23 protein-coding genes and 1 pseudogene are annotated in these 25,782 nt (G+C 35.6%); 12 read left to right on the top strand and 12 right to left on the bottom strand.

What is annotated here, in order from left to right; genetic code table 11:
• Positions 1-38: 38 nt before the first annotated feature.
• Genes B3L86_RS08875 through B3L86_RS08865 form a run of 3 tightly spaced genes read right to left on the bottom strand, consistent with a single transcriptional unit; the run spans position 39 to position 5,625 of the window.
• Positions 39-863 carry a hypothetical protein gene (locus tag B3L86_RS08875; RefSeq protein ID WP_291117855.1) on the bottom strand — a complete coding sequence of 275 codons (825 nt, stop codon included), beginning with the start codon at positions 861-863 and terminating at the stop codon, positions 39-41.
• A 20-nt stretch (positions 864-883) separates the two neighbouring features.
• Positions 884-2,395, bottom strand: coding sequence for a RagB/SusD family nutrient uptake outer membrane protein (locus B3L86_RS08870; protein ID WP_291117852.1), 1,512 nt, complete (start codon positions 2,393-2,395; stop codon positions 884-886).
• An 11-nt stretch (positions 2,396-2,406) separates the two neighbouring features.
• Positions 2,407-5,625, bottom strand: coding sequence for a SusC/RagA family TonB-linked outer membrane protein (locus B3L86_RS08865; protein ID WP_291117849.1), 3,219 nt, complete (start codon positions 5,623-5,625; stop codon positions 2,407-2,409).
• A 193-nt stretch (positions 5,626-5,818) separates the two neighbouring features.
• Between B3L86_RS08865 and B3L86_RS08860 the strand changes: the two genes are divergently transcribed.
• Positions 5,819-6,424: a ribonuclease HII gene (locus tag B3L86_RS08860; protein WP_291117846.1), complete on the top strand. Its 606-nt coding sequence runs from the start codon at positions 5,819-5,821 to the stop codon at positions 6,422-6,424.
• Position 6,425: 1 nt separating this feature from the next.
• Here the strand turns inward: B3L86_RS08860 and lipB are convergent, their stop codons facing one another.
• Positions 6,426-7,136: a lipoyl(octanoyl) transferase LipB gene (lipB, locus tag B3L86_RS08855; protein WP_291117844.1), complete on the bottom strand. Its 711-nt coding sequence runs from the start codon at positions 7,134-7,136 to the stop codon at positions 6,426-6,428.
• A gap of 6 nt (positions 7,137-7,142) precedes the next feature.
• Positions 7,143-7,976 carry a hypothetical protein gene (locus B3L86_RS08850; protein WP_291117841.1) on the bottom strand — a complete coding sequence of 278 codons (834 nt, stop codon included), beginning with the start codon at positions 7,974-7,976 and terminating at the stop codon, positions 7,143-7,145.
• Between the two features lie 126 nt (positions 7,977-8,102).
• Between B3L86_RS08850 and lysS the strand changes: the two genes are divergently transcribed.
• Positions 8,103-9,791: a lysine--tRNA ligase gene (gene lysS / locus B3L86_RS08845; protein ID WP_291117838.1), complete on the top strand. Its 1,689-nt coding sequence runs from the start codon at positions 8,103-8,105 to the stop codon at positions 9,789-9,791.
• A 68-nt stretch (positions 9,792-9,859) separates the two neighbouring features.
• Here the strand turns inward: lysS and B3L86_RS08840 are convergent, their stop codons facing one another.
• A complete protein-coding gene (locus B3L86_RS08840; RefSeq protein WP_291117835.1) occupies positions 9,860-10,120 on the bottom strand; it encodes a hypothetical protein in 261 nt (86 codons plus the stop codon).
• A 147-nt stretch (positions 10,121-10,267) separates the two neighbouring features.
• Between B3L86_RS08840 and B3L86_RS08835 the strand changes: the two genes are divergently transcribed.
• Together B3L86_RS08835 and B3L86_RS08830 are read left to right on the top strand one after the other, a co-directional pair.
• Entirely contained in the window at positions 10,268-10,744 is a 477-nt protein-coding gene (locus B3L86_RS08835; protein WP_291117832.1) for a hypothetical protein, read from the top strand.
• A 52-nt stretch (positions 10,745-10,796) separates the two neighbouring features.
• On the top strand, positions 10,797-11,150 hold the full coding sequence (locus B3L86_RS08830; protein WP_291117829.1) for a hypothetical protein: 354 nt from the start codon (positions 10,797-10,799) through the stop codon (positions 11,148-11,150).
• A gap of 53 nt (positions 11,151-11,203) precedes the next feature.
• Here the strand turns inward: B3L86_RS08830 and hemL are convergent, their stop codons facing one another.
• From hemL to B3L86_RS08810, 4 genes are all read right to left on the bottom strand, one after another.
• Complete coding sequence (gene hemL, locus B3L86_RS08825; protein WP_291117825.1) at positions 11,204-12,490, bottom strand: glutamate-1-semialdehyde 2,1-aminomutase; 1,287 nt, start codon at positions 12,488-12,490, stop codon at positions 11,204-11,206.
• 26 nt (positions 12,491-12,516) lie between these two features.
• Complete coding sequence (locus B3L86_RS08820) at positions 12,517-13,368, bottom strand: glucosaminidase domain-containing protein (protein ID WP_291117823.1); 852 nt, start codon at positions 13,366-13,368, stop codon at positions 12,517-12,519.
• Entirely contained in the window at positions 13,352-14,266 is a 915-nt protein-coding gene (locus tag B3L86_RS08815; RefSeq protein WP_291117820.1) for a 1-aminocyclopropane-1-carboxylate deaminase/D-cysteine desulfhydrase, read from the bottom strand. The genes B3L86_RS08820 and B3L86_RS08815 overlap by 17 nt, the downstream gene beginning before the upstream one ends.
• A 75-nt stretch (positions 14,267-14,341) precedes the next feature.
• Complete coding sequence (locus B3L86_RS08810; protein ID WP_291117817.1) at positions 14,342-14,686, bottom strand: hypothetical protein; 345 nt, start codon at positions 14,684-14,686, stop codon at positions 14,342-14,344.
• Between the two features lie 28 nt (positions 14,687-14,714).
• On the opposite strand from B3L86_RS08810, the gene B3L86_RS08805 reads away from it, so the two are divergent.
• The 5 genes from B3L86_RS08805 (at position 14,715) to B3L86_RS08785 (ending at position 19,984) form a co-directional block, all read left to right on the top strand.
• Positions 14,715-14,906 (top strand): DUF5522 domain-containing protein, encoded by a 192-nt coding sequence (locus tag B3L86_RS08805; protein WP_291117814.1) that lies wholly within the window; start codon positions 14,715-14,717, stop codon positions 14,904-14,906.
• Positions 14,907-14,953: 47 nt separating this feature from the next.
• Entirely contained in the window at positions 14,954-16,930 is a 1,977-nt protein-coding gene (locus B3L86_RS08800; protein ID WP_291117811.1) for a urocanate hydratase, read from the top strand.
• Positions 16,931-17,014: 84 nt separating this feature from the next.
• Positions 17,015-17,545 carry a DUF4136 domain-containing protein gene (locus tag B3L86_RS08795; RefSeq protein ID WP_291117808.1) on the top strand — a complete coding sequence of 177 codons (531 nt, stop codon included), beginning with the start codon at positions 17,015-17,017 and terminating at the stop codon, positions 17,543-17,545.
• A 289-nt stretch (positions 17,546-17,834) separates the two neighbouring features.
• Positions 17,835-19,592 (top strand): aromatic amino acid hydroxylase, encoded by a 1,758-nt coding sequence (locus tag B3L86_RS08790; protein ID WP_291117805.1) that lies wholly within the window; start codon positions 17,835-17,837, stop codon positions 19,590-19,592.
• Between the two features lie 83 nt (positions 19,593-19,675).
• Positions 19,676-19,984, top strand: a complete 309-nt coding sequence (locus tag B3L86_RS08785) for a rhodanese-like domain-containing protein (protein WP_291117802.1) — start codon at positions 19,676-19,678, stop codon at positions 19,982-19,984.
• Between the two features lie 101 nt (positions 19,985-20,085).
• On the opposite strand, the pseudogene B3L86_RS08780 reads toward B3L86_RS08785, so the two are convergent.
• Both B3L86_RS08780 and alaS read right to left on the bottom strand, forming a co-directional pair.
• Positions 20,086-20,963 (bottom strand): annotated as a pseudogene (locus B3L86_RS08780) (GSCFA domain-containing protein).
• Between the two features lie 79 nt (positions 20,964-21,042).
• Positions 21,043-23,706 (bottom strand): alanine--tRNA ligase, encoded by a 2,664-nt coding sequence (gene alaS, locus B3L86_RS08775; protein ID WP_291117799.1) that lies wholly within the window; start codon positions 23,704-23,706, stop codon positions 21,043-21,045.
• Positions 23,707-23,887: 181 nt separating this feature from the next.
• Between alaS and B3L86_RS08770 the strand changes: the two genes are divergently transcribed.
• From B3L86_RS08770 to B3L86_RS08760, 3 genes are read left to right on the top strand one after another with little or no spacing between them, the layout of a single operon-like run.
• Complete coding sequence (locus B3L86_RS08770; RefSeq protein WP_291117796.1) at positions 23,888-24,868, top strand: M23 family metallopeptidase; 981 nt, start codon at positions 23,888-23,890, stop codon at positions 24,866-24,868.
• Positions 24,868-25,197: a MerR family transcriptional regulator gene (locus tag B3L86_RS08765; protein ID WP_291117794.1), complete on the top strand. Its 330-nt coding sequence runs from the start codon at positions 24,868-24,870 to the stop codon at positions 25,195-25,197. Before B3L86_RS08770 ends, B3L86_RS08765 begins: the two co-directional genes overlap by 1 nt.
• Positions 25,198-25,215: 18 nt before the next feature.
• Positions 25,216-25,779 carry a LemA family protein gene (locus tag B3L86_RS08760; RefSeq protein ID WP_291117791.1) on the top strand — a complete coding sequence of 188 codons (564 nt, stop codon included), beginning with the start codon at positions 25,216-25,218 and terminating at the stop codon, positions 25,777-25,779.
• The last annotated feature ends 3 nt before the right edge of the window (positions 25,780-25,782 follow it).

The raw sequence follows: 25,782 nt of genomic DNA, 5'->3' as shown, positions 1-25,782 counted from the left end.
ATAGATTATTTACAATTACTGATTCAATTTGCTTAAATCTACTGTAAAGTAAATTCCACAATATCAAATGCTCCAAATACTCCATTTTGAGCAATTTGCAACACTTCAGAACTAAAATCAGAATTCATGGAAACTAATCTGTAATATCCAGCTCCATAGCCACTATTCATACCGTCACCATAAGAATCATAAACAACAAAAGTATAACTACCACTTGCTAAACACAAATCAATAGGTGCTTGAGGAAAAGCACCAGAAGCACTTTGTGTTGCATATGGCCCACCAGAAGCAATTACATCCATATTCTGATTATACAATTCCCATGTAGTCTCATCACCATATCTATCAGTTACTATTTGAATTCGCAATGGAGAAGCACTACAAACCTCTTTGGCTGTTATTACTAATTGCTTATAAGCAACAGCATAAGTACCCAACGCCTTAGATCCTGAATACGTGGTTGTTACGTTAAGTCCTTCTTGAGGAACAAACCCAATAACAATTGTTTTTCCAGTACTATCTAGCTCAACGCCTTGAATTGAAAGATTTATTGTACCTTCTTTTGAACCTGCAGGAATAGTAACTGTTGAAGGCATCGAATAATACATAGGATTAGCAGTACTAGTCGAACCTACTACCAATTCTAAAACTCTATCAACAGTAGATGTTTGCGAAGCAAACACCTTTGCTTCAATAGCAACAGTTTGCCCGGTTTCAATCAGTACCGTTTTATTAGTTTCAAAACTAACAAAATTTTGACTAGCTAAAGGATTACTTGATGAAGAATCATCTTCACATGATACCAAAATTCCAACTAAAAGAAATGCTAAAATTGGAAAGGTATTAAATTTAAAAAAATTCATACTTTATAAGTTTAATGTTATTAATTTTGTTCAGTAATACTAGGATTATTATTAATTTCTACCTGTGGAATCTTAAATGATAATCTAGAATCGTCATAAGGAACTGAAATGCCAGACAAATACGTATGATTAGTGCCTCTAGTAATCGTAGCCTTGTTACGTTTCATTGCTAAATAACTTTTACCTTCGCCCCAAAACTCTATTCTAGTTTGTAAATAAATTGCATTTTTTAAAGCATCTCCAGTCAATGGACTAACATAAGCTGTTGCAGCAGCTAAACTTCCTAATCTAATTGTCATTAATTCTTCTAATCTTGATTTGGCAGCAGCTTCATTTCCTGATTTTGCAGCAGCTTCAGCACTCAACAAGTAAAACTCTTCAATTCGCATGTATATATAATCAGTTTCAATAACTTGTTGTCCCATACTAACCCTTCCTTGATGGAAGAATTTGTTAATTGGCATTAAATTTGTCGCTCCAGGAGCTGCATTGAATTGATTTTTTCTAACATCATTTGCTGGAATCAAAGCATATAATCCATTATCTATTGCCTTTCTATCACCAGCCCCAGCATAGCTATAAGTAAATACATCCATCTGACCCCACCAAGAAACTAAACCATATCCAAGATCAGTAGTAATATCAAATCCCCACATCCAAGAACCTGTATTTACATTATTAAAACCGGAACCAACACCAGGAAAAGCTAATTGACCTGCTGTAGTTAAAGAATAACCACCAGTAGCAATAATTTCATCAGACAATACTTTTGCCTCTGGATACATACCCATTGCTGCATATGTATAAGCCAATAATCCTTGAGCTACCGACTTATTAACCTGATTTTTAGCTGTTCTTTGGAAACCATCCAACAAAACAATCGATTGATTTAAATCACTTATAATCAAGTTGTAAACATCAGAAGCAGGCTGTTTAGAATATAAACTTTGAACACCATCATAAATTGGTAAAATTTCTTGAGAAGGATTATATTCTCGTTGAAACATCTGAGTCAAATAAAAATATCCATAGGCACGCATAGCCTTAGCTTGACCCATCATATATTTAGTTTGATCAGATTCAGGAACTGCATCATTACCACCTAAATTATTAATAACAATATTAGATAAGTTGATGACTTTGTACAAATAAGTCCAAACCAAAGCATTCTCCTCTCTTGTAAAATCGGATGTTGACACCAAGTTTGTAAAATTAGCATACCAGTTATAAGCATTATTAGATAATGCCATATCTCCAGTTAACATATCAGACCAAATATCAATTGATTTGTGTCCAAAATCATAATGTCTTGATCCTGCTGTTCCATAAACTGCAAATGGTCTTGCCATATAAGAATAAACACCTGTCAATGTACCTTCAATTAAGCCAGGATTAATGTCTGCATTATTAGCGAAATCAGCATCAGTTAATACCGAAGTATCTCTAACAGGCTCAAGAAAATCTTCACTACAACTAATTAAGCTAATAAAAATAGCGGTGAAGAATGAATAAACTAAAATTCTTTTTTTCATATCATTTTTTTTTAAAGTTCAACTTTTACTCCAAAACTAAAACTAGACAATGGATTATATCTATAAATATTTGAAGCACCACTTTCAGAAGTAGATGGATTAAATCCTCTTCTAGCACTAATAAACATTAAATTATCTGCAGCAAAGAAAATATTTAATTTACTCATATGAGCATCTTTAATGAATCTTTCTGGAAATGTGTAACCAATCTTAACGTTATTCAGAGACAAGTAATCAGCTCTTGTCAAAAATCTTGTTGATACACTTGTATAATTTGCATCAGTAGAAAAATTATCAGACAATCTTGGTATGTTTGTTACATCGCCTGGTTGTTGCCATCTATCTCTAATGTCAGTATGCCAGTTATCCTGTCCGATGGCAGCATTTGCCATTAACCATGAATAATAATTATCATAAGAATAACCACCTATACTATAACTAAATTGAGCTGTCAAATCGAAGTTTTTAAACTCTGTATTCAAACGAAACGCACCTCTTACTTTAGGAATTGCAGACTTACCAACATACTTTTGAGTTGCTTGTGCATAAGTAGAAGTTACAGTTTGTTCAACTTTAGCATCAGGATTACTTGCCAAATACAATACCATATTTTGAATATTAGTATCTTCTGCGTCAAATATACCATTTCCATTAACATCATCATAGTACATATTCCACAAAGCAGCTCCTGTTGCAGGATCTACACCCGCCCATTCACGCATGTAAAAATCAAAAATAGAACGACCTTTAGACAAAGCTCCGTCAATTATCTTTCTTTCTCCAGGATTTAAATAATCAATAGGCATTTGTGTAACTTCATTTTTAAGTATTTCACCATTAACACCAATTGATAAAGAAAAATCTCCTAATGATTTTGCTTTATATAAATGTAAAGCTACATCAAACTCAAGTCCGCTATTACGTAACTGACCACTGTTATAGAAAATTGTTTGAAAACCTGGTGATGTTGGTAGAGTTTGTGAGAAAAATAAATTATCAGTATTCTTTACATAATAATCTACATTAATATCTAAGGAATTATTAAACCAAGTACTTTCAAAACCAACTTGTGCTACTTTGGATTTTTCCCAAGTTAAATCTAAATTTCTTTCTTCCGAATTAACCAAAAAGGCATACTCATCATCTGCCCCAATGTTTGAAATTTGCCACCCATATTGCAAACGATTTCCTTGATCACCAATTACTCCATAACTAGCTTTAAATTTCAAGAAGTCAATAAATTTAACATTCTCTAAAAAGCCCTCTTTAGAAGCAATCCAACCAATACCTACCGAACCAAATGTCCCCCATTTATCATTTCTAAAACGAGAAGAACCATCACGCCTTGCTGAGGCAGTCAAATAATACTTTTGATCATAATTATAACTAACTTGACCAAAATAACTTTCTAAAGTATATCCACGTGTATAAGAGGTTGGTTTACCAACAATTTGGGTATATTGCGACAAATCAGTAGATCCAAAAATAATTGCATTTTGTTTAGCTGCTCTAAAATAATTACTAGTCCACTCTGTTGACTCATGTGCTACAAAAGCCTCTAATCCATGACTACCAAATTTATTGCTATAACGCAACAACTGCAAAAAGTTTTGATTTTTTGTCTCATAATCAGTTCTAGAAAGATACCCAAGTGGATTACCAGGATTACCAGAAATAGCCTCAACATTATCCATATCAATATAATCTGAATTTTCATACTGACCTCCATATCGAGTTTCAAACACAAGACCTTTAGCTAAATTAACATCAAATGAGAAATTCCCTGTTAATGTATGAACATAATCTCTAACTAAGTTATAATTTGCATCTGCTATACCATTTGTAAGCGGAGAAAAACCTCTACCATAAAGATTACCAAAGTCATAAAAATAATCACCCGTATTGTTATTAACAATCTTGTTTCCTTCATCATCTCTCAAAAAGATAGAATAAATAGGAGGAGCATTATTAGCCATTAAAAAAATACTACCGGTATCAGAAGTCTGACCATTTCTAGTATATCTAGAACCTGAATAAGCAATATTAGCACCCACTTTAAGCCAATCAGTTGGCTTATGCTCCAGATTAATTCTAGTTGAATAACGAGTATAATCTGAATTTATACCATAACCTTCATCATCTACATATCCGAATGAAGTTGCATACTTAGTTTTGTCAGTACCTCCACTGAACTGAAAATTGGCCTCTTGTCTAACCCCAGTTCTGAAAGCATAATCTGCCCAATTCTCTGGATTATATCTACGTGATACCCCAGAATTAAACTTTCCAGTTACAGGATTAATCAACTGAGCTCCACTAACATTCCACAAATTATAATGCGGATCTATACCATTTCCTCCAAACAAATTTGAATTTGCAAAAGAAATTGGATCAGCAGCTCCGGAAAGCACCCCTCTGTTCTTAACTCCCTCCCAAGACAACTCAATATATTCTTCTGGAGACCTAATAACATCATAAGTTGGTAAAAACATTGTATTGATACTTGTTCTAAAATCAACCGACACAACAGATTTTCCTGACTTACCAGACTTAGTAGTAATTAAAATAACTCCATTAGCACCTCTTGAACCATAAACAGAAGTTGCAGCAGCATCCTTTAATATAGTCATGTTTTCTATATCTGCAGGATTAATTGCACTAATATCACTTGTGTAAGGCACACCATCCACAACGTATAATGGACTTCTATTCCCATTAACAGAACCAAATCCACGAATACGAATTGTAGCATCAACCCCTGGCTGACCGGAAGTAGTAATAACATTTACCCCTGCAACCTCTCCTCTTAATGCTTGAGAAACGTTTGATACAGTTTTGGCTTCAATGTTTTCAGTTTTAATTTTAGTTGCTGTTCCAGTATATGCCTCCTTAGTTGTCAAACCATAACCTACAACAACAACCTCATCCAATGCAGTATCACTTTCTAGAGTAATATTAATTACATTAGAAGCACCAACTGTTGATGTCTTAGTTTTCATACCAACATAAGAAAATTCCAAAACATCTCCCGTTTTGGCTCTAATAGAATACTTTCCATCAAAATCTGATGAAACACCATTGTTTGTACCTTTAACAATAACGGTTGCCCCAGGAAGCGGCATACCCCCTTCAGACACAATACCCGTGATAGTTTTCTCTTGTTGAGCATAAGAAAACTGAATAAAAAACGCTAACAAAAGCGTGTAAATCCATTTAAATTTCGATCTCATATTAAATTTATTTGAGTTAGTTATTCCGCAAACTTCTTAATAATTTCTTAAATAAACAAATATTACTTCGGAATAATATTATTTATTTTTGTTAAAAAATAAGCGAACAGCTCGATGTTAAGCTACAAACTTGTTAGTTAGATGTAAAACAGACGTTATGGTTGCGTAAATTTTAACTATTTTTTCATAAATTATGTTATTTCAAAATTACTCAAGAATTTTTCCTGAAGCTGGTACAGATGAAGCTGGCAGAGGTTGTTTGGCCGGACCGGTTACAGCAGCAGCAGTTATTTTGCCTGAAAATTTTCAGCTACCACTTTTAAATGATTCAAAAAAACTTTCTGAAAAAAATCGCTTTGAACTAAAACCCACCATTGAAGAATATGCAATTGCTTTTGCAGTGACGCATCTTGAACCGGAAATTATTGATGAAATCAACATTCTCAATGCATCCATTAAAGCCATGCAAGAATCAATTATGAGATTAAACCCTATACCTTTATATATTATTGTAGATGGAAATCGTTTTTATCCGTTCAATGACACACCATTCTCATGTATTATAAAAGGTGATGGCAAGTACCTGAGCATTGCCGCAGCATCTGTTTTGGCTAAAACCTACCGAGATGAATACATGAATAGAATTCATGAAGAATTTCCAATGTACAATTGGAAAAAAAACAAAGGATACCCAACAATTGAACACAGAGATGCAATTCAAAAATACGGCATAACAAAATACCATAGAAAAAGCTTCAGATTACTACCTGATCAATTGAAATTAGATTTTGATAAATAAATTAAAACGAAGCGACTTCTATTGTGCCTTCAAAAAGATGTAAAAAATGGGTAGTGATTTTTTGTTTTATTTCTTCTTCATCAACTGCAACAACACCCAATTCAACATGTAGAGAAGTTACGGCTTTACCGCGAATACCACAAGGAATTATGTTGTCAAAATAACCCAAATCAGCATTCACATTTAAAGCAAACCCATGCATGGTTACCCACCGACTGGCTCGTACGCCCATAGCACAAATTTTTCGTGCAAATGGTGTACCTACTCCCAACCACACTCCCGTCTCTCCGGGACTGCGTTCGCTTTCTATTCCATATTCTTTTAAGGTGAGAATAATAGCCTCTTCTAAAAAACGAAGATACTTATGAATATCTGTAAAAAAGTTTTCTAAATCCAAAATAGGATAACCCACAACTTGACCGGGACCATGATAGGTAATGTCACCTCCCCTGTTTATTTTATAAAAAGTGGCTCCTTTTTTTTCTAATTGCTCTTCTGAAAGCAACAAATTAGAAAAATCACCACTTTTCCCTAAAGTGTAAACATGAGGATGTTCAACAAATAAAAAATAATTAGGTGTTGGTGTTTCTTCTTGAAGACGACGATTTTTAATTTTTAAATCAACTATGGAGGCAAACAACTTTTCCTGCAATTCCCATGTTGCTTTGTAGTCCTTTAAACCTAAATCGGTAAATGCAATTTTTTTATTCATTGTGTTTTATTCAAAATCTATTTCAAAACTCATAGATTCCGGTTTTTCCATATAGGTTTCCATAGGATATTCCACAGTAATGGTTTTTCTATCGACACTAAATTGTGCGTTCTGAATGGAAACTCGCTTTACAGGCTTTGGAAATTGATAGACCATCTTAAAGGAGCTTTGCTCATAAATCATTGAAAAGGATTCCGAAAGACTTTCTTCTGAAAGTTCTTCTGAATCTTCCATGTCATATTCCTCATTTTTTAATTCATTCATCAATGCTTCTTTCATATTTGTTGAAGTAACCACTTTAGTGAATTTTTTCTCATCATAATAAAAACGTGTAGTACTGTCATCATCTTTCATTTCAGTTAACGACCCGGCCAATTTATTATTTCCGCCTATCGATTTCATAGAATTCATAGGTGACATGATTTCCTGCAATTCGTTTACCGAACTAAAATCAGTGAACATGGAATAGGTCATAATTTTCTCAGGCTCATTAACAACCATTCGCATCGAAAAACGTTCTAACATTTTTAACCGCTTTTGCTCCTCAAGCGGCAACATAGAAATACTGTCGCTTTTTTCGGCTAGTAGCGATTTAAATGAAAAAGTACTATCCATTATTTTTTCATTGGTAACTTCTTTGCCTTTTTTATTTTTCTTATTTTTAGAATTTGGTTCTTCTTGTTGCCCAACCTCACCTGCTAACGCAATCAATTCTGACATGTCAATATCGTAGGCAAACTTTCCGGAACCGTCTTCATTGATAATCAAATTTTCCGTAATCGCACAACTACTTAAACAAAATAGAATACCAATCAATAAAAAAAGAAAGTTTGTTTTCATGAGTCATATTTTTTTCAAAACTACAAATATGTTTTTAAATTTTACCAAACTTTGTTTTCAATTACAAAAAAAACAAATTGTTACATTTTTATTTTATCCCTATATTTGCACGCTAAAAATTAGGCTATGCAACTTTCGGAACAAGAAATTATTAGAAGAGAAAAACTGAATGCGTTACGCGACTTGGGAATAAACCCATATCCCGCTGATCTATATCCGGTAACTCATTCTTCAAAGCAGGTAAAAGACCAATTTGAAGATGGTAAAAAAGTAACTCTTGCCGGAAGAATCATGAGCGTTAGAGACCAAGGAAAAGCTTCTTTTGCAGAGCTACAAGATAGTGATGGCAGGATACAACTATATTTGAACCGTGACGTAATTTGTCCCGGAGAGGATAAAACAACATACAACCAAGTTTTTAAAAAATTAACCGACTTAGGCGATTTTATAGGAATAGAAGGCGAATTGTTCACCACAAAAGTAGGTGCACAATGTGTGCGAGTGGATCATTTTACTTTTCTAAGCAAAACATTACGACCGTTACCCTTACCAAAAGTGGATGAAGAAGGAAAAGTACACGATGCTTTTAACGATGCCGAATTGCGATACCGCATGCGTTATGTGGATTTAGTAGTAAACCCACAAGTGAAAGAAGTATTTGTGAAACGAACAAAATTGTTCAACGCCATGCGTACCTTTTTCAACGACAAAGGCTACTTTGAAGTAGAAACTCCGGTGTTGCAACCAATCCCAGGAGGAGCCGCAGCCCGCCCATTTATGACACACCATAACAGCTTAGACATTCCTTTATACATGCGAATTGCCAACGAATTATACCTAAAACGTTTAATTGTTGGAGGTTTTGATGGCGTTTATGAGTTTTCTAAAAACTTCCGTAACGAAGGAATGGATAGAACGCACAATCCGGAATTTACAGCCATGGAAATCTATGTGGCCTACAAAGATTATAACTGGATGATGGAATTCACTGAAAATCTTTTGGAATATTGTGCTCTTCAAGTAAATGGAACCACTGAAACTACTTTTGGAGAACATCAAGTCAATTTCAAAGCTCCTTATGCTCGAGTAACCATGACAGATGCAATCATCCAATTTACAGGTTTTGACATTTCAGGAAAAACGGAAAATGAGATTAGAGAAGCCGCTTTAAAAATGCACATTCCTGTGGATGAAACAATGGGTAAAGGAAAATTAATTGATGAAATCTTTGGGGCAAAATGCGAAGGTAATTTTATACAACCTACTTTCATTACCGATTATCCAAAAGAAATGAGTCCGTTGTGCAAAGTACACCGCAGCAACCCGGAATTAACCGAACGTTTTGAATTAATGGTTTGCGGAAAAGAAATAGCCAATGCCTATTCAGAATTGAATGACCCAATTGACCAAAGAGAACGCTTTGAAGCCCAATTAAAATTAGCAGACAGAGGTGATGATGAAGCGATGTTTATTGACAACGACTTCTTGAGAGCTTTAGAATATGGAATGCCACCAACTTCTGGATTAGGAATTGGAATGGACCGACTCATCATGTTTTTAACCAACAACCAATCGATTCAAGAAGTGTTGTTTTTCCCGCAAATGCGTCCGGAGAAAAAACAAATTGAATTAACTGAAGAAGAAAAGGCCATTGTTGAATTACTAAAAAAAGAAAACAACATGTCACTTTCTGAACTTAAAGAAAAAACCGCCCTTAGCGGAAAAAAATGGGATGCTGCCATGAAAGGATTATCAAAACACGGCGTAATCACAGTAAAAGTAGACGGTGATCTCAAAACAGTGGAATTGAAATAATAAGTACTTTAAATATAAAAAAAGGTGCCATTTAAACAATGACACCTTTTTTAGTTTCAATTATATTTTTAATACTGTTGCATTCCTGCAAAATTAGAAGCAAAAAAGGCTCCGAAAATCATAAATAACAACAAAACAAAACCAAGTACAATTGCCGCTACCAAAAGCTGTGCTTTGGCCCAATTTTGTTTGTTTATGTTTTCATTAGAACCAAACGCATAAACAAAAAGCATTATAAAACCCACTAGCGGAATAGCCATGATTAGCAGCGTGATAACCCAATCTTTAACTGACATTGGTTTTAAATTTTGATCTTGAATTGTTTCCATTTTTTAAATTTTTTTGGTTAGGAAAAGCAAGATACTGATTTTTTAATAATGTTAAATAAATCCATTTAAAAAGTTAAAAGACAGCAACCGATTAAACCTTTTGAAGCTGCTTCGGTCAAAGTGGTATAATCATAAAAAATAAAAATCATGAAAAAAGTAATTATTATGGCGTTGATGGTAGTAACAGCTGCCACTTTCGCACAAGAAAAAGAAACAAAAAAAGGAGACAGTCAAACTAGAGCTGCTGCAATGGAAGCAATGACTCCGGAACAAAGAGCCGAACTTCGTGTTAAGCAAATGACCTTACATTTGGATTTAACGGAAAAGCAACGCACTGAAATTAAAAAAATTGTTTTAGAAAACAGCAAAAAAAGCGAAGCCAAAAAAGCAGAAATGAAAGCCAAAAAAGCGGACAGAAAAGCGATGAGTGCCGAGGAAAGATATGCAATGCAAAACGAAAGATTGGACAATCAAATCGCTATGAAAGCTGAAATGAAAAAAATTCTGACTAAAGAGCAATTTGAAAAGTTTGAAGAAAAACAGGCAATGCAAAAACAAAGAATGGCAAAGAAAAAAATGGGCAAATTCAAAAACAAAGAAGAAAAAAGTAAGCTCAAATTTTGAAGGTTTTAAAAAATAAAGTATATTCGCCTTCTAATCAATAACCTTGAACACAATGAAAAATATAATTTTTGCCGGATTAGCTTGTTTGGCTTTTTCAACATCAATGTCAGCCCAACAATTAGATAATTCAATGTCTGACGAAAGAAAAGAAATTTTAATGCAGGAAACTTTAAAATCTGATATGATTTTACTGTCTGAATATGTTGATTTTGATGGCACACAAGAGGAAAATCTTAAAAGTTTTTTACAATTGAGAATGGAATTATTAAACGATTCAACCATCACTAAAGAAGAAAAAGTGGCATTGAAAAAAGGCTTAGGCAAAAAGTTTTTGAGTTTATTAAATGAAGGACAGATTGAAAAACTAAAAACAAACCAAGAATTGTTTGAAAAGTTTACAAAATAAATAAAACACCTAAACTAAGAAAAAGGGCTCCAACGAAAATTGGAGCCTTTTTTTTATAGTGTTGCTACTACTTTATCAATGGCAGTAACTGTATAATCTAAATCCTCATAAGTTAAAGCATCCGTAATAAACCACGTTTCATAAGCTGAGGGAGCAATATAAACGCCTTCATTCAACAAACCGTGGAAAAACTTTTTAAACGTTTCATTATCTCCTGCCTTTGCTGTTGCAAAATCGATTACGGATTGTGCTGAAAAATGAACAGAAATCATTGAACCTACTCGGTTGATTGTAAATGGTAAAGTGTACTTATTCAAAACATTTCTGATTCCTGTTTCCAAATAAGCCGTTTTTTCATCCAATCGGGTAAAAAGGTCTTTATCGTTAGCAATAGCAGTTAACATAGCTAATCCTGCTGCCATAGCTAAGGGATTACCGGATAAGGTACCCGCTTGATAAACTGGACCAAGGGGTGCTAAAAAATTCATGATTTCATTTCGAGCCGCAAAAGCTCCAACCGGTAGTCCTCCGCCAATCACTTTGCCAAAACAACTAATATCAGCAGTAATTCCATAAAGTTCTTGAACACCGCCAGCTGCCAATCGAAAACCGGTCATCACCTCATCAAAAATCAGTAAAGAATCTTGAGCCGTACAAAGTGCTCGTAATCCTTCTAAAAAACCTGCTAATGGAGGAACACATCCCATATTTCCGGCTACAGGCTCCACAATTATAGCTGCAATTTGATTGGGATTCGCTTCAAATAATTTTTGTACAGAAGCCAAATCATTATAGTCTGCCAATAAAGTATCTTGAGCCGTTCCTTGTGTAACTCCGGGACTATTTGGCGTGCCAAAGGTACTGGCTCCACTACCCGCTTGAATTAAAAAAGAATCCGAATGACCGTGATAACAACCCGCAAATTTTATAATTTTTGCTCTTCCGGTGAAACCCCTAGCCAATCGAATCGCACTCATGCAAGCTTCTGTACCAGAGTTTACAAATCGAATTTTATCCGCATTCGGAATCATCGATAAAGCCAAAGAAGCGATTTGAGTTTCTATTTCTGTAGGCATTCCAAAGGAAGTGCCTAATTTAGCTTTTGAAATTACAGCGTTAACAACAGGTTCATATGCATGTCCTAAAATCATAGGACCCCAAGAATTGATATAATCAATGAGCCGATTACCATCCACATCATACAAATAAGCTCCTTTAGCTCTTTCTACAAAGATGGGAGTTCCACCAACACCTTTAAAGGCTCTCACGGGCGAATTAACACCCCCGGGAATAACTTGTTCTGCTGCAGCAAATAATGCACTGCTTCGTTGATATAACATAAGTATAATTTAAAATTTAGTACGAATTACAGACGTAAGGTTTGTCCAATAATTAAATCTGTATCTTTTAGGTTGTTTTTCTTTTTAATTTCGTCAACAGTAAGGTTAAATTTTCGTGCAATACCATACAACGTATCGCCTTTTACAACCGTATACACCTGCACGTTTGAAGTAGTCTCCCTTGAAACAACCACTTTTGTAGAACCCATTTTTCCACTACCTATCACCTCCCCATCATACTGTTGCAATTGATAGCGTTCAATCAAACTAATCAATTTATCCGGATACTTTGGATCTGTGGCATATCCCGCCGCTTTTAATCCCCGTGCCCACGCTTTGTAATCATCTTTTGGCAAATCAAATAATCCGGCATATCTGCTTCTGGAGGTCAAAAAATAGGAATGATCACGATACGATTCACTCGGGTGCTCATATTTTCGAAAACATTCTTGAGCCGCATCATCATCGTGTGTAACTGATGGGCCTGTCCACTCTTTATGACACTTTATACCAAAATGATTGTTGGCCCGTTGACTTAAAGAACCCACTCCTGAACCGGATTCCAAAATTCCTTGTGCCAACGTAATACTTGCCGGAATTCCATATTGAACCATATTGTTTTTGGCAATTTCTTTAAAGTCATCAATATATTTCAAAACAATTTCAGTGGTCACCTTGACATTGGAAGTAGCCGTTAAAACTTCTGACTTTGGAGCCGTTGTAGCAGTTGTTGATTTTGATGTTGAAGAGGTTTGAGCCATCGGTTTTTTAACAGTCCGCTGAACAGGTTGTGGTTTGGTTGTTCGGACTACGGGCTTTGAAGTGTTACAAGCAACAATGGAAAATAAAAGCAATAAAAGACTAAGTTTTTTTAACATCGAATATAATTTTGGGCCATTTTTTTTGTGCTAACTTTTGATTCATTCCATCAACACCTTGCAATCCTCCGGTATGAATCATTAAAATACGGGCGTCTTTTGGAAAATAATTTTGCTGTATCAAATCATAAACGCCAAAAACCATTTTTCCGGTATAAACGGGATCCAATGGAATTTTAGTTTGTTCATAAAAGGAATTCATAAATAAAATCAACTCAGGTGTTACTTTCGCATAACCCCCAAAATGATAGTCTGTAATCAATTCCCAACGCTCATTGTTGGCAAATTTACGAATATCATTTGATAAAAAATCACCTTTTAAAGCAGGAAAACCCAAAACTTTTTGATGTGGTAAAGCAGAATTGATAATACCGGCTATAGTACCACCCGTTCCAACTGCACAACATATATAGTCAAATATCGCATCTTCGGGTGTTAAAATCTCTTCACAACCTTTTACTGCCAGATCGTTTGTACCACCCTCAGGAAGTAGATAAAAGCTACCAAATTCTTCTTGTAATGCCAACAAAAAATCGGAACTTTCTTTGTCTTTATAAGCGGCTCTTGATATAAATTTAAACTGCATCCCGCTTTCATGGGCAAATTTCAAAGTGGGATTTTGTGCAATCTGATTTTCTAATTCATCGCCACGAATAACACCAATGGTTTGTAACCCATTTTCTCTTCCTGCATAAGCAACTGCCGCAATGTGATTGGAGAAAGCACCTCCAAAAGTAAGTAAGGTAGTTGCCTTTTGAGATTTTGCTTCCAGTAAATTATACTTCAATTTTCTGTATTTATTTCCCGAGACAAAGGGATGAATCAAATCGTCTCGCTTAATGGAAACAAATTGAGAAGTAGTTTTGAATTTTGTAATTTGTTGATTTATGGAGTGCATAAGAAACTTTCAAATTTAATAAAAAGTGTATCTATTTTAAATTATGCAACAAAATAAGGAAAAATAAGACTACTATTAAGTGGAATACTTAAAATTTATGTAGTTTAAAAAATTCCACAAGGACCGCTTCTTTAAATAGTCGAGGTCATTTTCATTTTGATAAGCTTCCTGCTCAAATGAAATCATGCGATACGCTTTAAATCGGGAACGGGATTGAAACAATCGAATAAGAAATTCAATACCATACCAAATAAAAAAAGGTACAACCAACAGTTCAAGTTGCTGTCTCAAATGAATGTGTTCATGATGCAACAAAACCAAATTTTGCTTATCTAATTTGTTTTTTAACACCACAAAAGGAAAAAGCGTGATGCCTCGAAAACGCTTTGGGGTTAAATATTTAAAAACTACTACAATCATTTGTTGCAAAGTTGCTAATTTTGTAGCTATGAATACACCAAATTCTGAAAATAAGTTAATCGAAGGCGAAGATTTTTATTATACACCAGAAGGTTATAAATGTTTCACCGAAAAACACCATTTAAAGCGAGGCTATTGCTGCAAAAGCGGCTGCCGCCATTGTCCCTATGGCTATGATAAAAAAACAGGTGCGATTAAAAAGCAATCAGACAACAGATAACAGGCAACAGATAACAGACAACAGATAACAGACAACAGACAACCGACATGAATTTCCAACAACAAATCACACAAGGCATTCCAAACGAATTGCCGGCTGTAAAACCTTATGACCCCACTATAAACCACGCTCCAAAGCGAAAAGAAATTCTTTCTGAAGAGGAAAAAAAATTGGCTTTAAAAAATGCGTTACGTTATTTTGAAACAAAACACCACGCAACGCTACTACCCGAATTTAAAGAAGAATTAGAAAAATATGGTCGGATTTACATGTACCGTTTCAGACCTGATTATCGCATGTATGCACGACCCATTTCAGAATATCCTGGGAAAAGTGAACAGGCAAAAGCCATTATGCTGATGATTCAAAACAATTTGGATTATGCAGTGGCTCAACATCCTCATGAATTAATAACCTATGGAGGTAACGGTGCGGTGTTTCAAAATTGGGCTCAATACCTTTTAACCATGAAATACTTGTCTGAAATGACAGACGAGCAAACCTTAGTGATGTATTCCGGCCATCCAATGGGATTGTTTCCTTCCCATAAAGAGGCCCCAAGAGTTGTGGTAACCAACGGTATGGTCATTCCAAATTATTCAAAACCGGATGACTGGGAAAAAATGAATGCATTAGGCGTTTCGCAATACGGTCAAATGACAGCGGGAAGTTATATGTACATTGGACCGCAAGGTATTGTTCACGGCACTACGATTACGGTTTTAAACGGATTCAGAAAAATTAAAAAAGAACCCGCAGGTGCCCTTTTTGTAACCTCCGGTTTAGGCGGTATGAGTGGAGCTCAACCCAAAGCAGGAAACATAGCGGGTTGTATTACGGTTTGTGCAGAGGTAAATCCTAAAATTACACATATTCGTCATTCACAAGGTTGGATCAATGAAGTAATTGAAAACGTTGATGATTTGGTCATTCGTGTTCGAAAAGCTCAAGCTGCTAAAGAAGTTGTTTCTATCGCCTACCTTGGCAATATCGTAGACGTTTGGGAACGTTTTGACACAGAAAACATTCATATTGACTTGGGTTCTGATCAAACATCACTTCACAATCCTTGGGCAGGTGGCTACTATCCGGTAGGCCAATCGTTTGAAGCATCAAACGAAATGATGGCCAACAATCCCGAATTGTTCAAAACTAAAGTAAAAGAAACATTGATTCGTCATGCAGCAGCAGTCAATAAACATACCGCAAAAGGCACCTATTTCTTTGATTATGGAAATGCCTTTTTATTAGAAGCTTCAAGAGCAGGAGCTGATGTTATGGCTATAGACGGCATTCATTTCAAATACCCAAGTTATGTGCAAGACATCATGGGACCGATGTGTTTTGATTATGGATTCGGACCTTTTCGATGGGTTTGTGCCAGTGGAAAACCGGAAGATTTAGCCAAAACAGACCAAATAGCTTGTGAAGTATTGGAAGAAATGGCTAAAACAGCTCCGATCGAAATCCAACAACAAATGCAGGACAACATCAAATGGATTCAAGAAGCCCAAAAAAATAAATTAGTTGTGGGTTCGCAAGCCAGAATTTTATATGCCGACGCAGAAGGACGAATGAAAATTGCGGAAGCGTTCAATAAAGCCATTGCAAACAATGAAATTGGCTATGTCATTTTAGGTAGAGACCACCACGATGTTTCCGGAACCGATTCACCCTATAGGGAAACGTCAAACATTTATGACGGCTCTAGTTTCACAGCAGACATGGCCATTCAAAATGTAATTGGCGACAGTTTCCGCGGAGCTACCTGGGTATCAATCCATAACGGCGGCGGTGTTGGATGGGGCGAAGTTATAAATGGCGGATTTGGAATGGTTCTTGATGGTAGTGAAGACAGTGACAGACGTTTAAAAGCGATGCTGTTTTGGGATGTAAACAATGGAATTGCAAGAAGAAACTGGGCCAGAAACGAAGGAGCCATCTTTGCAATTAAAAGAGCCATGGCAACGCAACCTTTATTGAAAGTTACCATCCCTAATGTAGTAGATGATGATTTATTATAAATTGTTTCAAGTTTCAGGTTTCAAGTTATATGTTATATGTTATAACTTGAAACCTGAAACTTGAAACTTGAAACAAAAAAAGCTATGAAAACACTCAAATTTTTACCCCTCCTACTACTCTTTACCCTAGCTTCTTGCAGCTCCGTGAGAGTAGCTTCGGATTTTGACAAAACAGCCCCGTTTGAACAATATAAAACCTTTGCTTACCACAAAGCAAGTATTGACAAAGTGGAAATCTCTGATTTGGATAAAAAAAGAATCCTGAAGGCAATTGACGAAGAATTATTGGCAAAAGGATTTACAAAAAGTGAAAAACCTGATGTAATGATCAGCATCTTTACCAAAGACAACAAACGTGTTGATGTTTGGAACAACAACTTCGGTTGGGGTTGGGGCTGGGGTTGGGGATTTGATCCTTGGATGTGGGGAGGCAGAACCTCTGTTAGCACCGTCAACGAAGGAACCCTTTACATCGACATTATCGACACCAAAAAAAATGAATTGGTTTGGCAAGGCGAAGGTTCGGGAGTGTTAACCCAAAACACCAACAAAAAAGACGAACGAATTAAAGAATTTGTGACTAAAATTTTAGCACAATATCCGCCGAAAAAATAAAAGTCAAGAAATTGAATCGAAAAACTACAACCACAGTAAACCTGTGGTTTTTTTTTATATATATTGTACTTGCTAATAGTGGTTCCATACTAAAGCCATAGTAAAGCCATAGTAAAGCCCACGTTGTGGTACCCTAAACATAAACCCAAACCTGAAATTAAATGATAAAATGCAACGAAATTTCTAAATAAAATAAAACACAAATACTAAAATAAGTTAAACTTATTCCGGTTTGATTGCAGTGACGCTAAAGTTTTTTACCTTTACGAGACATCAACAAAAAAATTGTATGGAAACCCATTTTGAAAGCAACCCACTGATAGACAGACTTCCAAAACATTTAAAGCAGTTTATCAAACCTCAGGTTTATGAAGACTATACACCAATAAACCAAGCAGTTTGGCGGTATGTTATGCGGAAAAATGTGGACTATCTTTCAAAAGTAGCACACGAATCCTACTTAGACGGATTAAAAAAAACCGGACTGGAAGTGGATAACATCCCCAACATGTATGGCATGAACCGCATCCTGAAAGAAATAGGATGGGCCGCTGTTGCTGTTGATGGATTTATTCCACCAAATGCATTTATGGAATTTCAGGCTTATAACGTTTTGGTTATTGCCAGCGACATCAGACAATTAGAACATATTGAATACACACCCGCACCGGATATTATTCATGAAGGTGCCGGCCACGCACCTATCATTGCCAATCCGGAATATGCTGAATATTTACGTCGATTTGGAGAAATTGGCTGTAAAGCCATTTCATCGTCACGCGATTATGAAATGTATGAAGCCATCCGTTTGTTGTCCATCCTAAAAGAAGCAGAAGGCACTCCGGAAGAAGAAATTCAAAAAGCCGAAGACCAAGTAGCTTTTTTACAAAATAACATGGGAGAACTTTCAGAAATGTCACGTATCCGAAATTTACATTGGTGGACTGTTGAATACGGCCTAATTGGCACACCCGAAAACCCAAAGATTTATGGAGCGGGACTTTTATCGTCAATTGGAGAAAGTGCCTGGTGCATGACCGACCAAGTAAAAAAAATACCGTATGACATATCCGCTGCTGATCAAAGTTTTGACATCACAAAACCACAACCACAATTATATGTTACTCCCGATTTTGCCCATTTAAGTTTGGTTTTGGAAGAGTTTGCCAACACCATGGCTTTGCGAACCGGAGGCCCGAAAGGCGTTCAAAAACTTATTGACTCAAAAGCTTTGGGAACAATTGAATTAAGTACGGGCTTACAAATTTCCGGACTATTCACCAATGTAATTGAACACAATGGCAAATCCATCTATATTCAAACCACAGGAGAAACAGCTCTGTCGTATAGAAACAAAGAATTAGTAGGTCATGGCACAAATACCCACAAAGATGGATTTGGAAGCCCTATAGGCATGTTAAAAGGGATTAATCTGGCCATTGAAGACATGAGTCCGAGAGATTTGCGAGCGTATGACATTTATGAAGCCGAAAAAGTTACTTTAGAATTTGAAGGTAACATCACTGTTTCCGGAGAGATAATTACAGGCTCAAGAAATTTACAAGGTGAAATCATTTTGATAAGCTTTAAAAACTGTACTGTTACGCATAACGACACCGTACTCTTTAAACCGGAATGGGGCGTTTATGACATGGCTGTTGGTAAAAAAGTGATCTCGGCTTTTTCAGGTCCTGCTGATGTAAATAGTTTTGACATGATTGATCATGTGCCATCAAGTCACACGATAAAAGCTAAAAAATCGCCTGAGCGTCATGAATTAGAACAACTTTATTTAAACGTTCGTCAACTAAGAGAAGGCAAAACAGCGTTAATGTCTGTTGAAAAAACCTTTGAGATTTTAAAATTAAATCATCCGAATGACTGGTTGCTTCCATTGGAATTAATTGAGTTGTTACACAAAAACAACAACCAAGAAATGTTGGAACAAGTCATCATTCACTTGGAAAAAGTAAAAGCCAACAGACCCAATGTAAGTCATTTAATTAATGATGGTTTAGAATTAATTTTTGAATCTGAAACAGTATAAATAAAAAAATAGTTCTGTAACCATTGTTACTTTTTCCAATAAAAACACATCCTATCTTTGTCCAATAAATTAAATAAAAAATTATGGGCTTATTAGATATTTTAGGATTTGGATCAAAAACCAATTCCATTCAAGAATTTAAAGAAAAAGGAGCTGTTATCATTGATGTAAGAACTGTTGATGAATTTAAAAACGGCCATATTACGGGTTCAAAAAATTATCCGTTAGGTTCCTTGTCATCAAAAATAAACGACATTAAAAAAGCAAACAAACCTGTAATTGTTTGTTGTCAAAGTGGTATGAGAAGTAGTCAAGCTGCTTCACTCTTGCAAAAAAATGGCATAGAGGTGATAAACGGTGGCGGTTGGTCAAGTTTACAACAAAAATTATAAAACGATTATCCAAAAATAGAAAAGCTCAATTTGAGCTTTTTTTAACGTCTTAATTTTAAAAAAAACAATACTCACAAAATTTTGAATACAACTGAAAAGGGTTATCCCAAATTAATAAAAGGATACTTTTTTTGAAGTAAAGCTATCCGCTGTTGAAGTTTTTCAACAAAAAGTTGATGCTGAGTAGTATCGGGATTGAAAGGCCTGTGAGCCAATCCTTTTTGAATGGAATCTATTTCATCCATAATAACATAGCTTGATTCTGAAAGGTGCACTTTTTTAAATTGTTGCCAGATGTAGTCAATTGCCACTTGATTCGGATGTAGCATATCTTCACTATAAAAACGATAATCCCGCAAATCATCCATCATAATCTCGTAACTGGGGAAATAGTTTGAGTTTCGGGTGTGGGTTGCGAGTTGTGAATTGCTGCAATTAAATGCGACTTACTCAATTGATTTTCTACAAAGCCATCCTTTAAATGACGAACGGGTGAAATGGTGAATATAAAATGACAATTTGGGTTTATTTCTTGAACTAAAGCACAACTTCTTTGAATACTAGCTTCAATTTGAGCAATAGAAAGCAATTCTTTTGAAAATTCCTTCTGAGGTACTTTATGACAATTGGCTACTACTTTCCCTGATTCATTATTTCTATAAACCCAAGAAGTTCCATAAGTTATGATACAAGTTGTAGCATTTTTAATTTCAAGAAATGCCGTATCAAGTATAGCATTTAACGTTGTTAACAATTCATCCTTATTGGGATTACTTAATTCGGAATGCACCTCAAAACAATGCCATAAATCATTGTGAAAAAAAATAGCATCCTCAGTAAAATAGTTCTTTTGAGTAATTCGTTCAATACTACTTTCAATTGAAACGGGATTAAAAATAATACCAAAAGGATTTACTGAATTTTGGAATTTATAATAGCGGAATTTTTCAGAAATGTTTTCAGCGAAACACGAACCCATTGATACCAATCTGGAAGTATAATCTATTTGATTATCACTTTCAGAAAGGAAAATTGGCGTTCTAAAATTCATTTATAAACTATTTTACAAATTCAACCGCTTTCTCCAACGCTTCTTTAATTCCATCCACATTTTTACCACCGGCCGTTGCAAAGAATGGTTGTCCGCCGCCGCCGCCTTGAATATATTTTCCTAATTCTCGAACTACTTGTCCGGCATTCAAATTGTGTGAAGCAACTAATTCTTTGGAAATGTAACAGCTTAACATCGGTTTATTTTCCTCGGCTGTAGCCAAAACTAAAAATAAATTAGTACCCAAGTTACCTAATTCATACGCCAAATCTTTTGCTCCTTCCGGGTTCAAATCGACGTGTTTGGCTAGGAATTTTATACCGTTAATCTCTTGTAATTCTGAAGCTAATTCACCTTTTAAGTTTTTTGCTTTCTCACGCAATAATTGCTCAATTTGCTTTTTCAATTTGGCATTATCGTCTTGTAAAGAAACCACCGATTTTAAAATATCTTGCGGATTTTTCAATGTTTCTTTTAGCTCTGATATAGTATTTTCTTGATTTTTGTAGAAGTCTTTTACGGCATCACCGGTAATCGCTTCAATTCGACGAATTCCGGCTGCTACAGCTCCTTCAGAAACAATTTTGAAATGCCAAATATCGGCTGTATTTTTCACGTGAATGCCACCACACAATTCTTTGCTATCGCCAAATTCAATCATACGAACAGAATCGCCATATTTTTCGCCAAATAAGGCCATTGCACCTTGTTCCATGGCTTGTTGAATTGGAATATTTCTGTGCTCAACCAATTGCAATTGCTCTTCAATGCGTTGGTTTACAAAATCTTCCACTTGCTTGATTTCGTCATCAGAAACTTTCGAAAAATGCGAAAAGTCAAAACGCAAATAATTCGGATTGACCAATGACCCTTTTTGCTCCACATGCGTTCCTAAAATCGTTCGCAAAGCCAAATGCATCAAATGCGTAGCGGAATGATTTTTTGATGTGGATGTGCGTAAATCGGTATTCACTTTCGCCACAAAAGCAGCGTTAAGATTTTCAGGAAGTTGCTTTGCAAAATGCAAAATCAGGTTATTTTCTTTTTTGGTGTCAATAATTTCTATGGTTTCATTGGCTGACCCGAGCGAATGCGAATTGGCGAAGCAAACTAAAGTTCCTTTATCGCCTACTTGTCCTCCACCTTCTGGATAAAACGGAGTTGCATCCAAAACGATTTGATATAAAATTCCGTCTTTTTTAGAATCTACTTTACGGATTCGAGTGATTTTTACTTCGTTTTCGGTATGGTCATAACCCACGAAGGTTTCAACATTTCCGGGAATTAAAATAGACCAATCTTCGGTTGAAACTTCAGAAGCGGCACGAGAACGCGTTTTTTGTTTCTGCAACTCATTCTCAAATTCAACTTCGTTAAACGAGAATCCTTTTTCTTTTAAAATTAAAGCCGTCAAATCTTTTGGAAATCCAAAGGTATCATACAATTCAAATACTTTTGCTCCTGAAACTTCATTTCCTTTGGTTTCAGAAACCACATTTTCCAACAACTGTAAACCTTGTTCCAATGTTCTTAAAAATGAAGCCTCTTCTTCTCGAATCACATTGGTAACCAAATTTTGTTGCGATTTAATTTCAGGGAAAAACGCACCCATTTGATTCGCCAAAACTTCAACCAATTTATTGATGAAAGGCTCTTTCGTATTCAAAAATGTAAATCCGTAACGAATCGCACGACGTAAAATTCTTCGAATCACATAACCGGCTCCTGTGTTGGAAGGCAATTGACCATCGGCAATCGCGAAAGCAACAGCACGAACATGGTCTACAATTACACGAATAGCAATATTAGTTTTGTTTTGTTCTTCTGATATAGTTGCAACTTCGTTGGAAGTATATTTCAATCCCGTAATTTGCTCCACTTTTTCAATCAATGGCGTAAAAACATCGGTATCATAATTGGATGTTTTTCCTTGTAAAGCCATGCACAAACGTTCAAATCCCATTCCGGTATCCACGTGTTGAGCGGGTAATTTTTCTAACGAACCATCGGCTTTACGGTTGAATTCCATAAATACGTTATTCCAAATTTCCACCACTTGAGGATGGTCGTTGTTTACCAAACTTTTTCCGGAAACGGTTGCTTTTTCCTCTTCAGAACGCAAATCAACGTGAATTTCAGAACAAGGCCCACACGGTCCTTGATCGCCCATTTCCCAAAAATTATCTTTTTTATTTCCAAGAATAATTCGGTCTTCATCAATCAATTCCTTCCAAATATCCCAAGCTTCTTGGTCAAAAGGCACATTTTCTTCTGGATTTCCTTCAAAAACAGAAACATATAAATTTTCTTTCGGGATATTATAGACTTCAGTCAACAATTCCCAAGCCCAATTGATGGCATCTTTTTTAAAATAATCACCAAATGACCAATTGCCAAGCATTTCAAACATGGTGTGATGATAGGTATCAAACCCAACATCTTCCAAATCGTTATGCTTGCCGGAAACTCGCAAACATTTTTGAGTGTCAGCAATTCGTTTACTTTTAGGCTCGGCATTTCCTAAAAAATATTCTTTAAATTGGGCCATTCCTGAATTGTTAAACATCAAGGTTGGATCATCTTTCAGAACAATAGGAGCCGAAGGAACGATTAAGTGTCCTTTACTTTCAAAAAATTGTAAAAACTGCTTACGGATATCTTGTGATTTCATTGTAATAATTTGTCAATGTTTAATTTTCAAAAGGTTAGTTTAATTTTATATGAAAAAGCGAATTTTACCGTTAAAGACAAACCCCTTCTATAAAAAAATTAAATTAGTATTAGAATGAAACATTTCTTAAATTTGTTCGTCTAATGCTTTTTGAAAGCACAAAAATAGTATAATTTAAGAAATGTCGAAGAAAGTAAAGTATTATTACGACACCGAAAGTTTAGCTTATAAAAAAATTAGTCCAAAAAAGGGCCGAAGACTCGGCTATATAACATTGTTTTTAGTTTCTGCTGCTTTATTTGGGTTTTTATGTTTTGTGCTTTTAATCAACACCCCATATTTTGAAACGCCAAAAGACCGGTTGCAAGCTCGAGAAATTGAAAACTTAAAATTACGGTATGCCATTTTAAATAAAAAAATGAGTCAGCTGGATGAAGTTATAGAAAGTATTGAAGAAAGAGACAACAACTTATATCGTGTTTATTTTAACTCCTCTCCCATTCCAAACGAACAACGCAAAGCAGGTTTTGGGGGTATAAATCGCTACAAAGAATTAGAAGGCTACAACAATTCTGAACTGGTTATTACTACTACAAAAAGAGTAGACATGCTTTCAAAACAATTAGCCATTCAATCAAAATCATTAGATGAAATTTTGCGTTTAGCAAAAGATAAAGAAAAATTACTTGCCGCAATTCCGGCAATTCAACCTGTGAAAAATGAAGATTTGACACGAGTTGCTTCCGGTTTTGGTTATCGAAATGACCCTTTTACCAAAATTAGAAAATTCCATTACGGAATGGATTTTACTGCTAAAACCGGAACTCCAATTTATGCCAGTGGCGATGGCGTTGTGGAACGAGCAGACAATTCATTGTCAGGTTATGGTAACTTAATCGTTATCAGACATGGTTATGGCTATGAAACTTTTTATGCTCATTTGAGCAAATTTAAAGTGAGAGCCGGACAAAAAGTGAAACGTGGTGATATTATTGGCTACGTGGGAAGCACCGGCCGTAGTGAGGCTCCTCACCTTCATTATGAAGTACATAAAGATGGTGAACCTATCAACCCGATTAACTTTTACTACGGAAGTATTTCCGCTCAAGAATATATTGCCATTTCAAAAATTGCTAACCAAGAAAATCAAGCACTCGACTAATGCATTTAAATCTGCCGGAAAAACGATATTATAGTATTGGCGAATTGGCCAAAGCCTTTGATGTAAACGCATCTTTAATTCGATTTTGGGATAAAGAATTTGACATCCTTAAACCTAAAAAAAATGCCAAAGGCAATCGGATGTTTACCCCCGAAGATGTAAAAAACCTACAATTGATTTTTCATTTAGTTAAGGAACGAGGTTTTACACTTGATGGAGCAAAAATACATTTGAAAGAAGGACAAAAAAAATCATTAGACAAATTTGAAATCATTACGAAACTTGAAGGTATCAAAACACAATTAACTGAATTAAAAAACGCATTATAATATACTAAAACAAACATTATGACTGGACTATTAATTGTTATCGGATTTATCGTTTTACTGGCTTTTATGGCGATAGGAATTTACAATGGATTGGTGAGTAATCGCAACAATCGTGAAAATGCTTTTGCCGACATCGACGTTCAACTTAAGCAACGCCATGACCTTATTCCTCAGTTGATTGGTGCAGTAAAAGGCTATATGGAACACGAACGTGGAACATTGGAAGCCATCACCAATGCTCGTTCACGAGCTATGAACGCCACAGGCATCAACGACAAAATAGCTGCCGAACAAGAATTGAGCGGAGCTTTACGTGGGCTAAGCATCCAAGTGGAAGCTTATCCGGATTTGAAGGCCAATCAAAACTTCATGCAGTTGCAAAACGAAATCTCAGACATCGAAAACAAATTGGCTGCAGCCAGAAGATACTTCAACTCGGCCACACGCGAATTAAACAATGCAGTGCAAAAATTTCCCAACAATATCTTGGCAGGAATGTTTGGTTTTAAAACAGAGCCGATGTTTGACTTGGGTGCGACTGAAAGAGCCAATCTAGACAAAGCTCCAGAAGTTAAATTTTAATCC

This window comes from Flavobacterium sp. UBA6135 (assembly GCF_002428305.1).
Taxonomy (GTDB): Bacteria; Bacteroidota; Bacteroidia; order Flavobacteriales; family Flavobacteriaceae; genus Flavobacterium.
This window is presented reverse-complemented; position numbering and strand designations above follow the sequence as displayed.

What these genes read in the sequence shown, in the direction of transcription:
- B3L86_RS08875 (WP_291117855.1), bottom strand. Translation starts at nt 863, where the DNA reads ATGAATTTTTTTAAATTTAATACCTTTCCAATTTTAGCATTTCTTTTA.
- B3L86_RS08870 (WP_291117852.1), bottom strand. Translation starts at nt 2,395, where the DNA reads ATGAAAAAAAGAATTTTAGTTTATTCATTCTTCACCGCTATTTTTATT.
- B3L86_RS08865 (WP_291117849.1), bottom strand. Translation starts at nt 5,625, where the DNA reads ATGAGATCGAAATTTAAATGGATTTACACGCTTTTGTTAGCGTTTTTT.
- B3L86_RS08860 (WP_291117846.1), top strand. Translation starts at nt 5,819, where the DNA reads ATGTTATTTCAAAATTACTCAAGAATTTTTCCTGAAGCTGGTACAGAT.
- lipB (WP_291117844.1), bottom strand. Translation starts at nt 7,136, where the DNA reads ATGAATAAAAAAATTGCATTTACCGATTTAGGTTTAAAGGACTACAAA.
- B3L86_RS08850 (WP_291117841.1), bottom strand. Translation starts at nt 7,976, where the DNA reads ATGAAAACAAACTTTCTTTTTTTATTGATTGGTATTCTATTTTGTTTA.
- lysS (WP_291117838.1), top strand. Translation starts at nt 8,103, where the DNA reads ATGCAACTTTCGGAACAAGAAATTATTAGAAGAGAAAAACTGAATGCG.
- B3L86_RS08840 (WP_291117835.1), bottom strand. Translation starts at nt 10,120, where the DNA reads ATGGAAACAATTCAAGATCAAAATTTAAAACCAATGTCAGTTAAAGAT.
- B3L86_RS08835 (WP_291117832.1), top strand. Translation starts at nt 10,268, where the DNA reads ATGAAAAAAGTAATTATTATGGCGTTGATGGTAGTAACAGCTGCCACT.
- B3L86_RS08830 (WP_291117829.1), top strand. Translation starts at nt 10,797, where the DNA reads ATGAAAAATATAATTTTTGCCGGATTAGCTTGTTTGGCTTTTTCAACA.
- hemL (WP_291117825.1), bottom strand. Translation starts at nt 12,490, where the DNA reads ATGTTATATCAACGAAGCAGTGCATTATTTGCTGCAGCAGAACAAGTT.
- B3L86_RS08820 (WP_291117823.1), bottom strand. Translation starts at nt 13,368, where the DNA reads ATGTTAAAAAAACTTAGTCTTTTATTGCTTTTATTTTCCATTGTTGCT.
- B3L86_RS08815 (WP_291117820.1), bottom strand. Translation starts at nt 14,266, where the DNA reads ATGCACTCCATAAATCAACAAATTACAAAATTCAAAACTACTTCTCAA.
- B3L86_RS08810 (WP_291117817.1), bottom strand. Translation starts at nt 14,686, where the DNA reads ATGATTGTAGTAGTTTTTAAATATTTAACCCCAAAGCGTTTTCGAGGC.
- B3L86_RS08805 (WP_291117814.1), top strand. Translation starts at nt 14,715, where the DNA reads ATGAATACACCAAATTCTGAAAATAAGTTAATCGAAGGCGAAGATTTT.
- B3L86_RS08800 (WP_291117811.1), top strand. Translation starts at nt 14,954, where the DNA reads ATGAATTTCCAACAACAAATCACACAAGGCATTCCAAACGAATTGCCG.
- B3L86_RS08795 (WP_291117808.1), top strand. Translation starts at nt 17,015, where the DNA reads ATGAAAACACTCAAATTTTTACCCCTCCTACTACTCTTTACCCTAGCT.
- B3L86_RS08790 (WP_291117805.1), top strand. Translation starts at nt 17,835, where the DNA reads ATGGAAACCCATTTTGAAAGCAACCCACTGATAGACAGACTTCCAAAA.
- B3L86_RS08785 (WP_291117802.1), top strand. Translation starts at nt 19,676, where the DNA reads ATGGGCTTATTAGATATTTTAGGATTTGGATCAAAAACCAATTCCATT.
- alaS (WP_291117799.1), bottom strand. Translation starts at nt 23,706, where the DNA reads ATGAAATCACAAGATATCCGTAAGCAGTTTTTACAATTTTTTGAAAGT.
- B3L86_RS08770 (WP_291117796.1), top strand. Translation starts at nt 23,888, where the DNA reads ATGTCGAAGAAAGTAAAGTATTATTACGACACCGAAAGTTTAGCTTAT.
- B3L86_RS08765 (WP_291117794.1), top strand. Translation starts at nt 24,868, where the DNA reads ATGCATTTAAATCTGCCGGAAAAACGATATTATAGTATTGGCGAATTG.
- B3L86_RS08760 (WP_291117791.1), top strand. Translation starts at nt 25,216, where the DNA reads ATGACTGGACTATTAATTGTTATCGGATTTATCGTTTTACTGGCTTTT.